Origin of the sequence: Salipiger sp. HF18 (assembly GCF_011806505.1) — a bacterium.
Classification (GTDB): domain Bacteria; phylum Pseudomonadota; class Alphaproteobacteria; order Rhodobacterales; family Rhodobacteraceae; genus Salipiger; species Salipiger thiooxidans.
The window spans coordinates 1-11358 of sequence record NZ_JAATOS010000111.1 but is presented as its reverse complement, the minus strand read 5'-3'; the positions used below and the strand labels follow the sequence as shown (position 1 = coordinate 11358).

General features: G+C 68.6%; 9 protein-coding genes and 2 pseudogenes. 6 read left to right on the top strand and 5 right to left on the bottom strand.

Going from position 1 to position 11358, the window contains the following annotated elements:
* The 3 genes and pseudogenes from HC022_RS11715 to cobF form a co-directional block, all read left to right on the top strand.
* A pseudogene (locus tag HC022_RS11715) lies at positions 1-271 on the top strand (cobyrinic acid a,c-diamide synthase); the annotation flags it as partial.
* Positions 268-987: a uroporphyrinogen-III C-methyltransferase gene (gene cobA, locus HC022_RS11710; protein WP_008885333.1), complete on the top strand. Its 720-nt coding sequence runs from the start codon at positions 268-270 to the stop codon at positions 985-987. The pseudogene HC022_RS11715 and the gene cobA, both read left to right, overlap by 4 nt.
* A 13-nt stretch (positions 988-1000) precedes the next feature.
* The gene (gene cobF / locus HC022_RS11705) at positions 1001-1738 is read left to right on the top strand and encodes a precorrin-6A synthase (deacetylating) (RefSeq protein ID WP_167452541.1); all 738 of its coding nucleotides are present in this window, start codon (positions 1001-1003) and stop codon (positions 1736-1738) included.
* 312 nt (positions 1739-2050) lie between these two features.
* Here the strand turns inward: cobF and HC022_RS11700 are convergent.
* From HC022_RS11700 to phnC, 5 genes and pseudogenes are all read right to left on the bottom strand, one after another.
* Positions 2051-2648, bottom strand: a pseudogene (locus HC022_RS11700) (chloramphenicol acetyltransferase).
* Positions 2648-3952, bottom strand: a complete 1305-nt coding sequence (gene phnE, locus HC022_RS11695) for a phosphonate ABC transporter, permease protein PhnE (protein ID WP_167452540.1) — start codon at positions 3950-3952, stop codon at positions 2648-2650. Before phnE (HC022_RS11695) ends, HC022_RS11700 begins: the two are co-directional and overlap by 1 nt.
* Complete coding sequence (gene phnE / locus HC022_RS11690) at positions 3952-4812, bottom strand: phosphonate ABC transporter, permease protein PhnE (protein WP_167452539.1); 861 nt, start codon at positions 4810-4812, stop codon at positions 3952-3954. Before phnE (HC022_RS11690) ends, phnE (HC022_RS11695) begins: the two co-directional genes overlap by 1 nt.
* Positions 4813-5044: 232 nt before the next feature.
* Positions 5045-5944, bottom strand: coding sequence for a phosphonate ABC transporter substrate-binding protein (gene phnD / locus HC022_RS11685; RefSeq protein ID WP_167452538.1), 900 nt, complete (start codon positions 5942-5944; stop codon positions 5045-5047).
* A 59-nt stretch (positions 5945-6003) separates the two neighbouring features.
* Positions 6004-6822, bottom strand: coding sequence for a phosphonate ABC transporter ATP-binding protein (phnC, locus tag HC022_RS11680; RefSeq protein ID WP_167452537.1), 819 nt, complete (start codon positions 6820-6822; stop codon positions 6004-6006).
* 301 nt (positions 6823-7123) lie between these two features.
* Here phnC and HC022_RS11675 point away from each other — a divergent pair, with 301 nt between their 5' ends.
* The 3 genes from HC022_RS11675 to HC022_RS11665 all read left to right on the top strand — a co-directional run bounded on the left by HC022_RS11675 (position 7124) and on the right by HC022_RS11665 (position 11328).
* Entirely contained in the window at positions 7124-8515 is a 1392-nt protein-coding gene (locus HC022_RS11675; protein WP_167452536.1) for a hypothetical protein, read from the top strand.
* Between the two features lie 70 nt (positions 8516-8585).
* Positions 8586-9647 carry a dipeptidase gene (locus tag HC022_RS11670; protein ID WP_167452535.1) on the top strand — a complete coding sequence of 354 codons (1062 nt, stop codon included), beginning with the start codon at positions 8586-8588 and terminating at the stop codon, positions 9645-9647.
* A 79-nt stretch (positions 9648-9726) separates the two neighbouring features.
* Complete coding sequence (locus HC022_RS11665; RefSeq protein ID WP_167452534.1) at positions 9727-11328, top strand: ABC transporter substrate-binding protein; 1602 nt, start codon at positions 9727-9729, stop codon at positions 11326-11328.
* Positions 11329-11358 lie beyond the last annotated feature (30 nt).

Here is an 11358-nt window from a genome sequence, read left to right as displayed (position 1 = left end):
CGGGCTGCTGGGGCTGGTGACCTCCTACGAGACGCGCCGCTTCCACCTCGGCTATCGCCGCGCGGTGCTGGATGCCGCGCTGCCCGGCCACGCGCCCGGCACGGCGCTGCGCGGCCACGAGTTCCACTACTCGACCATCCTCGAACAGCCCGACGCGCCGCTCGCCAGGGTCGCCGATGCCGATGGCAACCCGGTGCCCGAGACCGGCTCGCACCGGGGTCACGTCACCGGCACGTTCTTTCACCTCATCGCAGAGGAGGAGGCCGCATGACCGGCTTCGTCAGCTTCGTCGGCTCCGGCCCCGGCGACCCCGAGCTTCTGACCCTGAAGGCCGCCGACCGGCTGCGCAACGCCGACGCGATCCTGTTCGACGACCTGTCCTCGGGGCCGATCCTCGAGCTTGCCCGCGCCGAGGCCGACCTGGTGGGCGTCGGCAAGCGCGCCGGGCGGCCCTCGCCCAGGCAGGACCACGTGAGCCGGCTGCTGGTGGACTACGCCCGCAGCGGCCAGAAGGTGGTGCGGCTGAAATCCGGCGACGGCGGCATCTTCGGCCGTCTCGAGGAAGAGCTCGTCGCGCTGAAGGCCGCCGGCATCCCCTACGAGATCGTGCCCGGCGTGCCCTCGGCCTGCGCGGCGGCGGCGGCGGCGGGGATCCCGCTCACCCGCAGGCTCACCGCGCGACGGGTACAGTTCGTCACCGGTCACGACGTCACCGGCGCCCTGCCCGAGGACGTCAACATGGCGGCGCTCGCCGATCCCGACGCCTCGACCGTGGTGTTCATGGGCAAGCGCACCTTTCCCGCCCTCGCCGAGCGGCTGATCGCCCACGGTTTGCCGCCCGAGACGCCCGCACTTCTGGCCGAGGCGGTCAGCACACCGGACCAGCGTATCACCCGGGACACGGTTGCCGGGCTCGCTTCAAAGTTGAAGAGCGAAACCCGGGACAGGGTTGCCCTGATCCTCTACGGTCCACTCGCCGAGACATGACGGGAGGACGGACATGATCCGCGATCTGTGGCTGGTGGGTATCGGAACCGGCAGCCCCTCGCACCTGACGCTGGAGGGCGTGCAGGCGCTGCGCGAGGCGGCGGTGGTGCTGATGCCACATAAGGGCGACGAAAAGGACGCACTTGCGGCGCTGCGGCGGCGCATCCTCGAGGCCTCGGGCAGTCTCGCCCGCGTGGTGCCCTTCGATTACCCCGAACGCGACCCCGCCCTGCCCTATGCCGAGCGGGTGGCGCTCTGGCACGACGAGATCGCGCGGCGCTGGAAGGCGGCGCATGACGCCGTGGGCGCGCCCGGGCCGGTGGCGCTGATGGTCTGGGGCGACCCGTCGCTCTACGACAGCACCCTGCGCATCGCCGCCCGCCTGCCCTCGAAGCCGCGGGTGCGGGTGGTGCCGGGGATCACCGCGATCCAGGCGCTGACCGCGGCCCATGCCATCCCGCTCAACACCATCAACGGCGAGGTCCGGATCACCACCGGGCGCCGCCTGCGCGACGGCGGCTGGCCCGAGGGCGCCGAGACGCTGGTGGTGATGCTGGACGGCGAGTGCAGCTTCCGCGGGCTCGACCCCGAGGGGCTGACGATCTGGTGGGGTGCCTATCTCGGCAGCGGCAACCAGATCCTGTGCATGGGACCGCTCGCCGAGGTCTCGGACGAGATCGCCAGGATGCGCGCCGAGGCCCGCGAGCGGCACGGCTGGATCATGGACACCTACCTGCTGCGGCGGGGCTGAGCGGCCGGGCTCTGCCGTCGGCGGCGGCGGGCCGGGCGGGTGGTCCGGGATCGGGACGCGGCGGGACTTCTGCCCTCCGAGGCCTCAGTGGCTGCTGGCCGGGTGCGGGGCCCCTGCATCAGAGTGACAGGTGCATCCGCGGCGACTCCGGCATCGTCACAAGGCGTTTCCCGGCGTCGAAGACCGGCCACGGACGCCCCGCGCTCGCCATGACCGTGCAGACGGCCGTCACATAGCGTCGGCACCGGCGCCGCCGCCCCCGAGAACCGTCACTCCGGCAGCCACCTCTGCGAAGGAGCCCGTCCCCAGTCCCTACTCGTACCTCTCGAGAAACGCCTCGACCGACAGCGTGCGGAAGTCGTCAAGCCGCGCGCGCAGCGTGGCGTGGTCCCAGCGCCATCAGGCGCTCGGCCACCTGCGCCGGGAAGCGCTGGCGCATCGGTGTGGCGGGCACGCCGGTCACGATGGTGTAGGGCGCCACGTCCCTTGTGACCACCGCCCCTGCCCCGACCACGGCGCCATGGCCGATGGTGACCTCGGGCCGCACGATGGCACCGTGCCCGATCCAGGTGTCATGGCCCACATATGTCCGGCGCGCGCGGCGATGCGCGAAGAACGCGGCATCGGGCTCGGCGTCGTCCCAGTAGTCGTTCGAGCGGTAGAGGAAGTGGTGCAGCGAGGCCTGTTGCATCGGGTGATCGGTGGGCCCGATGCGGGTGTGGCTCGCGATGTTGGCGAACTTGCCGACGGTGGTGTTGGCAATGTCCGCCTGAGTGTCGCAATAGCTGTAGTCGCCGAGTTCGGAGAAGGCGAGGATCGAGCCCGCGCCGATCTCGACGTAGCGGCCGAAACTGCACTCGACGATCTTGCAATCGGGGTGGATGAAGGGCGTCTCGCCGAGCTTCGCCATCACGCCCCCCGGATCAGCTTGCGGCGCAGCCAGCCCGACAGGCTGTCCATCGCCATGACCATCAGCACGATCAGGATGATGTAGTAGCTCACCTCTTCCCAGTCCTTCTGCGTGATCATCGCCTGCGTCAGCAGAAGCCCGATGCCGCCCCCGGTGATCGCGCCGATGATGGTGGCGGATCGGGTGTTGGATTCAAGGTAATAGAAGAGCTGCGAGATCAGCACCGGCGTAATCTGCGGCAGGACGCCGAAACGGTAGCGCTGCAGCGGCTTGGCGCCGGTCGAGGAGACGCCCTCGATCTGCTTGCCGTCGACGTTTTCCAGCGCCTCCGAGAACAGCTTGCCGAAGGTGCCGGTGTCGGTCAGCAGGATCGCCAGCGCGCCGGTGAGCGGCCCCGGCCCGAAGGCGCGGCTGAGCACGATGGTCCAGATCAGCCCGTCGACCCCGCGCAGGAAGTCGAAGACCCGGCGCACGGCAAAGCGCACGGCCACCAGCGGCGCGAAGTTCCGGGCCGAGAGGAACGCCAGCGGCAAGGCCACAAACGCCGCGCCGAAGGTGCCGAGGAAGGCCATCAGCACGGTCTCGAACAGCGCCCATGCAACATCCGCGTGGCGCCACATGTCGTTGCCCCAGAAATCGTGCCAGGCGCCAGAAAGGTTCGACCGGGTCGGGTCGATGCGGTCGCCGAACAGGATCTCGCCCGCGCCGTGGCCGTGATAGGGGCTGCCGAGGGTGAAGAAGAACAGCTCCCAGCCGGGGAAGTAGCGGAAGAGCTCGGTGCGGTTGCGGGTCACCGATATGCGCGCGTGCGAGGTCTCGACCTGCACCCTCGTGCCCGAGGCCGAGAGCCAGTCGGGCAGCTCGCCTTCCAGGTTCGAGACCACCTCGCGACCCTCGACCCGGACCTCGACCGGCCCGTAGCCGGGCACGTCGTAGCGGAAGCCGCCCGCGGGCAGGAAGGTCACCGCATGGCCGTCGCCAAGTTCGACCACGGTGCCCTCGGGATCCATCTCGACCCAGTCGGGCTCGGTGCCCGGGGCGTATGTGCCCTTGCGCTCGCCCTCGATGGCGACGACCACCTCGCCGGTGCGGTTGTCCTGCGTGACGTGGGTCTTGTAGCTCCAGACATCGGCGAGCAGCGTGCGGGCGTTGTCCATGCGCGCCCGCTCGGCGAGGCCCGCGATGTCGAAGGCGAAGAATACGTAGGCGAGATAGGCCAGCACCACGGCGGGCAGGCCGAAGGCCAGCAGCCGCTTGCGCAGGAACAGCCGGTCGGCAGAGGCGTAGAGAGCGGCGTCGGCCATCAGTGGGTTCCCCTCTTCGCGATCATGGCGTTGCGGACGTGGCTCGAGAGCTGGTCGAAGATCACGATGGTGCCGAACAGCAGCAGGAAGATCGCCGCCGCCTCGTCGAAGCGCCCCTGCCCCCAGGCCATGGCGTTCCTGAGCTCGTATCCGATGCCGCCTGCGCCCACGAAGCCGAGGATCGCCGAGGCGCGGATGTTGATCTCGAAGCGCAGCAGCGCGTAGCTGAAATAGTTGGGCGAGACCTGCGGCACCACGCCCAGCCACATGCGCTGGAGCCAAGTGGCGCCGACCGACTGCAGCCCCTCGACAGGCTTGAGGTCGGCGTTCTCGTTGACCTCGGAGAAGAGCTTGCCGAGCGCACCCACGGTATGGAAGGCGATGGCGATCATCGCGGGCACCGGCCCGCCGCCCAGCACGAAGATCAGCACCAGCGCGATAACGATCTCGGGCACCGCGCGCAGGATGTCCATGATCCGGCGGAACAGCGGGATGAGCCGCGGCCAGCGCGCCAGCCCCCGGGTCGAGAGCAGCGAGATCACCATGGCAAGAAGTGCACCGATCAGGGTCGAGACGGCGGCGATGTTCACGGTCTCGAGCAGCGCCGGGAAGTAGCGCACGACGTGGCCGGGCAGCCGGTCGAGCTTGGGCAGCGTGTCGTCGATCACGCTGGCCGGGAAATCGAGGATCTGCGGAAGGCCGCTCCAGAAGCCGCCGGCGTTGCGGTCGTCGGCGAGCATGAAGCCCGAGACCATGAGCACCACGAAGACGGTCAGGACCAGCCCGCCGTAGAGGCGCTTGCGCGCCATCAGCGCCATGTAATGAGCGCGGGTGTCGAAACTGGCGTCGGTGTGGGTCATGGGCAAGTCATCCAGCAGGGCAGCACTCGGGGTCGGAGGCTCGGATCCGGGCACGGCAGGCGCGCCACGCGGCGGCCCCCCGGGGCCCCGCTTGCGCGGCGATGGCGGACGCGGCAGCGGGCGGCGGGCCCGCATCTGCGACGGAGGCGTGTGCGGCGGCGTGGTCTCCGCCGTCGGTCACGCGGCGCGAAAAGGCCCCGTCACGCGGACGGGGCCTTGCCACGGGTCTCGATCAGTTGATCTTCGACTGGCGGGCAGCGACGATCGACTCGTACTCGGCGTGGGTCACCGGGATGAAGTCCTTGGCGTCGCCTGCGGCCACGCCGTAGGCGCAGTCGGGGTCTTCTTCCCAGAGGTTCGCGGTCAGCTCGGTGACCGCGTCCTTGACGTCCTGCGGCAGCGCCTTGCGCAGCACGAACGGGCCTTCGGGGATGATCTTGGACTGCCAGATCCGCACGAGGTCGTTCATGTCGACGAGGCCGGCATCGCTGGCCTTGCGCAGCGCGCCCGAGTTGTAGCCGTCTTCCCATGCGCCCTGGCCGTCGGCCCAGGTCACGCCGGCGTCGACGTCACCGTTGTTGACGGCAACGATGGTCTGCTCGTGGCCGCCGGTGAAGACGACGTCGCCGAAGTAGCTGCCCGGCTCCATCGAGTAACCCGCGGCGTCGATCTCGATCGAGGGGATCAGGTAGCCCGAGGTCGAGTTCGGGTCACCGAAGCCGAAGTTCTTGCCCTTCAGGTCGTCGAGCGAGGTGATGCCGCTGTCGGCGCGGGCGAACCCGATCGAGTAGTAGCCGATCGAGCCGTCCTCGTTCTGCTTCACCAGCACCGGCTCGACCGCTTCGGGGTCGGCGATGTAGGTGCCAGCATAGGACGAGGCGCCCATCCACGCCGCGTCGATGGTGCCGCCGAGCAGGCCCTGCATCACGCCGTTGTAGTCAGCGGGAGTGAAGACCTTGACCTCGACGCCGAGCGCTTCGGCGATCTTGTCGGCGTAGCACTGGTTGCTGGCCAGACGGTCCTGAGCGTTCTCGCCGCCGAGGATGCCGAGACGGAATTCGGTGATCTCCTGCGCGGAAGCGGCCGAGCAGAGGGCGGTGGTGGCCAGAGCGGCCGCAATGAGTTTCTTCATGGTTCTTCCCCTTTTTGACACTGAGGGGCCCGTCCCTGTTGGGCCCCATGGAAGCTGGATCAGAGCGCGACCTCGGCGTGCCGGATCTCGGTCACGGCCGCGGGCTCGCGGATTTCGGTGGAGGTGGCGTCCTCGGAAAAATCCGAGCCCGCGCCGTAGATGTCGCGGGCGACGCCGGTGGTGAGCTGCGCGGGCGTGCCGTCGAAGACGATGCGCCCGTCGCGCATCCCGATCACCCGGTCGCAGTAGCGCCGCGCGGTGTCGAGCGTGTGCAGGTTGGCGATGACCATGCGGCCGTCCTCGTCATGGATGCGGCGCAGCGCCTCCATGACGATCTGCGCGTTCATCGGATCGAGCGAGGCGATGGGCTCGTCGGCGAGGATCACCTTGGGGTCCTGCATGAGCGCGCGCGCGATGGCGACGCGCTGCTGCTGGCCGCCCGAGAGCGCCTCGGCGCGCTTGGCGGCGTGGGCGGCGATGCCCAGACGCTCGAGGATGTCGATGGCGCGGTGGATGTCCTCGCGCGGGTAGAGGTTGAACATGGTCGACAGCACCGGGCGCTTGGCCAGTGTGCCGTGCAGCACGTTCGAAACCACGTCCATGCGCGGCACGAGGTTGAACTGCTGGAAGATCATCGCGCAGTCCGACTGCCACGCCCGCTTGTCGGCGCCCTTCAGCGCCAGCACGTTGCGGCTCTCGAAGCGGATCTCGCCCTCGCTGGCGTCGGTCAGCCGGTTCATCATGCGCAGGAAGGTCGACTTGCCGGCGCCCGAGCGGCCGATGATGCCGATCATCAGCGGGCGGTCGACGGTAAAGCTCGCGTTGTCCACGGCCGTATTGGCGCCAAAGCGCTTCGTCAGCTGGTCTACGACGAGCATGCATCCCCCTGCGTGTCCTGTTCCGGGAAGACGTATAGGCGCCCGCAGGTATCGGCTTCGTGTCGCGGCCATGTCGGAAAGGTCACCGGTGGATGAAGCTTTGACGACAGCCCCGCGCGCCACAGCTGACGTCAGGTGATTGCGCCGGGGGCGAATGCTGGTCTAAAAGGTCACGAGTCCTTACCGATCTGGCCCCGTCCGCGCGCCCCGTGCCCGGCCCCGGCCCGAAGTGCCGGACGCGACAGACACAGCAAAGGCCCCGGATCGCCCCATGCGACAGTCCCCGGAGCGCGGCCCGGCCATGACCGCCCCCCTTCTTCACCGCCTGACCGGGCTCCTGCTGATATCCGTGACGGCGCTCGTGGCAGTCCGCGAATGGGGGCGCACCGATGCGCTCGATCCGCTGGCCTACCTGCTCTGGGTGATCCTCGTGGGGGCGCTGTTCCTGCAGGTCAAACCCGGCCGCAAGGCCTTTGTCTACGTGGCGCTGGCGCTGACCGCGGCGCTGATCATGAAGGGCGGAGACTGGCGCGGCACCGTCACCGCCGCGATGCACTCGGGAACCTTCATCGCCGCCTTCTTCACCGCGCTGGCCACGCTGCGCGCCGCCGCCGAGCCGTCCGAGGCGATCCGTGCCGGCGGCTCTTTCCTGTCGCGCCAGCCGCCGGGCAAGCGCTATCTCGCGCTGACGCTGGGCGGGACCGCCTTTGCGCTGCTGCTGAACTACGGCTCGATCGCGCTTCTGGGCTCGCTCGCCACCGCCGCCGCCCACGAGGAGCCGGACGAGGAGATCCGCAATCACCGCCGCCGCCGCATGCTGCTGGCGATCCAGCGCGGCTTCGTCGTCTCGCTGCCGTGGTCGCCGCTGTCCTTCTCGGTCGCCATCTCGACCGCGCTGATCCCCGGCGCAAGCTGGGGCGGTGTCGTGCTGCCCTGCTTCATCACCGCCGTCATCATGACGCTGCTGGGCTGGGGGCTCGACACGCTCTTCAAGCCGCGGCTGTCGCACCCGCTGCCGCCGCGCGGCAAGCCCGAGGGCTCGTGGGCCCTGATGCTGCCGCTGCTGGCCCTGCTGGCGATCCTCGCGACCAGCGTCGTCATCCTCGGCGCCATCACCGGCATCCGCGTCATCGGCCTCGTGCTGGTGATCGTGCCGATCATGGCCTTCGTCTGGACATGGCTGCAGGCCCGTGACGGCGGCACACCGCTGGGCGAGCGCCTGCGCGACTACACCTTCCGCGACATGCCGGGCTACCGCTCCGAGGTGCTGCTGCTGATGATGGCGGGCTACATCGGCACCGTCGGCGCACCGCTGCTGGCACCGCTGGTCAAGGCGAGCGGCTTCCACCCCGAGGACCTGCCGCACTGGCTGGTCCTGGCCGGGCTCATCTGGGTCATCCCGCTCTGCGGTCAGTTCGCGATGAACCCGATCCTTGCGGTTACGCTGATCGCCCCGCTGCTGCCGACGCCGGCCGAGCTGGGCGTGAGCCCCGCGGTGCTGGTCTCGGCGATCTGCGCGGGCTGGGCGCTCGGCGGCATCAGCTCGCCCTTCACCGCCACGACGCTGCTGATCGGCTCCTTCGGCAACGTCAGCGCCCGCCACGTCGGGTTGCGCTGGAACGGCACCTACATGCTGGTCTGTCTGGTCGCACTTCCGCTCTGGGTCCTGGCCTACGCCTACCTGCTGAGCTGAACCCACTTGCAGGCGAACAAGTCGCGGTGCCAGTCTCCTGTCAGTACAGGAAACCGGAGCACCGCACAGAATGACCGCCGCCCCCACGACCCCGCCGATCTTCGATGGCCACAATGACCTGATCCTGCGCCTGCTGCGCGGGGCCGCCACGGCAGAAGGAGTGGCGGCGGGGCTTCCCGATGGCCACATCGACCTGCCCCGCGCCATCAAGGGCGGCTTCGGCGGTGGCTTCTTCGCCATCTTCGTGGCCTCGCCTTCGAACCGCACCGAGCGGCAGGAAGAGATGACGCGGGCCGAGTACGACCTGCCCCTGCCGCCGATGATCCCCTTCGAGGAAGGGCTCGAGACCACCCTGCGCGGCGCCGAGGCGCTCGAAGCGCTGGAGGCCGCGGGCGCGGTCACCATCTGCCGCACCGTCCCCGAGCTCGAGACCGCGATCCACGGCCCCAGGATGGCCGCGATCATGCACATCGAGGGTGCCGAGGGCATCGACCCCGAGTTCGAGACCCTGCACCAGCTGCACGCCCGCGGACTGCGCTCGCTGGGGCCGGTCTGGTCGCGCCCGACCATCTTCGGCCACGGCGTTCCGTTCCGATTCCCCTCGACGCCCGACACCGGTCCGGGGCTCACCGAGCACGGAAAACGACTCGTCTCCGAGTGCAACAAGCTCGGAATCATGCTCGATCTGAGTCACCTGAATGAACAGGGCTTCGATGACGTGGCGTCCGCTTCGGACGCGCCGCTGGTCGCGACGCATTCCAACGCCTGGGCCGTCACGCCGCATTCGCGCAACCTAACCGACCGGCAACTCGGGATAATTGCCGAGAGTGACGGCATGGTGGGTCTCAACTTTGCCTCTGCCTTCCTGCGTCCCGACGGCCAGATGGACAGCGACTTTTCCCTTGACCTGATGCTCCGGCATATTGACCATTTGATCAAATTCCTGGGGGAGGACCGGGTGGGCTTCGGTTCCGACTTCGACGGGGCATTGGTGCCGAAGGACATCAGGGACTGCGCCGGGCTGCCTGCCCTGCGCGCCGCGATGACGTCCCACGGCATCGATTCCGCGCTGATGGAAAAGCTCTGCTACGGGAACTGGCTGCGCGTGCTGCGCCGGACCTGGCGCGACTGAGGGCAAGCGACACAAGACTGAACGGCACCGTAACAGCGGGCCGCAGAACCGACAGGATAACCAAGAGGGAGACCAAACCATGAAAACTTCACGCAGTTTCCAGGCCGCCGCGCTCACGGCGGTGCTGCTGGGCTCGGTGGCCCTGCCCGCCATGGCCGAGACGCCGCCCAACATGCTGGGGATCGCCAACCGGATCGACGACATCAAGACCCTCGACCCGGCGGAAAGCTTCGAGTTCGCGGGCGCCGACGTGTCGCGCAACGTCTACGAGAAGCTGGTCAACTTCGATCCGCTCGACCTTGAGGCGGGCTTCGAGCCGCAGCTCGCCGAAAGCTGGGAGATCTCCGAGGACGGCACCGAGATCACCTTCACCATGGCCGACGGCCACGTCTTCGCCTCGGGCAACCCGGTGACCGCCAAGGACGCCGAGTTCTCGCTGCGCCGCGCGGTGACCCTCGACAAGACGCCGTCGTTCATCCTCACCCAGTTCGGCTTCACCCCCGAGAACGTCGAGGAGACCATCGTCGCCACCGACGACAAGACGCTGGTCATCAAGCTCGACCAGAAATACGCGGTCTCCTTCGTGCTGAACTGCCTGACCTCCACCATCGGCGGCATCGTGGACATGGCGACGGTGATGGAGCACGAGACCGACGGCGACATGGGCGCCGAGTGGCTGCGCACCAACACCGCCGGCTCCGGCCCCTACAAGGTGGTGGACTGGAAGCCCAACGAGTCGGTCCTGATGGACCTCAACCCCAATTACGGCGGCGAGAAGCCGGCGATGGAGCGGGTGATCGTCCAGCACATCCAGGAATCCGCCACCCAGCGCCTGCAGCTCGAGCGCGGCGACATCGACATCGCCCGCAACCTCTCGCCCGAGGACATCGCCGCGGTGAAGGAGACCGACGGCCTGCAGGTCGTCGACGAGCTCAAGGGCCGGCTGATGTACTGGTCCGCCAACCAGAAGAACGAGATGCTCTCGGATCCCAAGGTGGTCGAGGCGCTCAAGTGGGCGACCGATTACGCCGGCATGTCGGGCAGCTTCCTCAACGGCCAGTACACCGTACACCAGGCCTTCCTGCCGCTGACCTTCCTCGGCGCGCTTGAGGACAAGCCGTTCTCGTATGACATCGAAAAGGCCAAGGCGGCGCTCGCCGAGTCCGGCTTCCCCGACTGCGGCGCCATCGAGATCTCGGTGCGCGACGCGCAGGAGCGCATCGACATCGCCCAGTCGCTGCAGAACACCTGGAGCCAGCTCGGCTGCGACGTGTCGCTGATCGTCGGCACCGGCGCGCAGACGCTCGACCGCTACCGCGCGCGCGAGCACGACATCTACCTCGGCGCGTGGGGCCCGGACTATCCCGACCCCAACACCAACGCCGGCACCTTCGCCTATAACCCCGAGAACTCGGACGAGGCCGGCGCCACCGGCCTGCTGGCATGGCGCAACGCCTGGGGCATCCCGGAGATGAGCGAGGAAACCCTCGCCGCCGTCACCGAGAACGACACCGACGCCCGCAAGGAGATGTACCTGGCGCTGCAGAAGGAGCACCAGACCGTCTCGCCCTTCGGCATCATGTTCCAGCAGATCGAACAGCACGCGATGCGGGACAACGTCCAGAACTTCATCTCCGGGGGCGCCACCACGGCGGCGTCCTACTGGGTCGTGACGAAGTAAAGTCCTAGGGGCGGGCCACGGCGCCCGCCC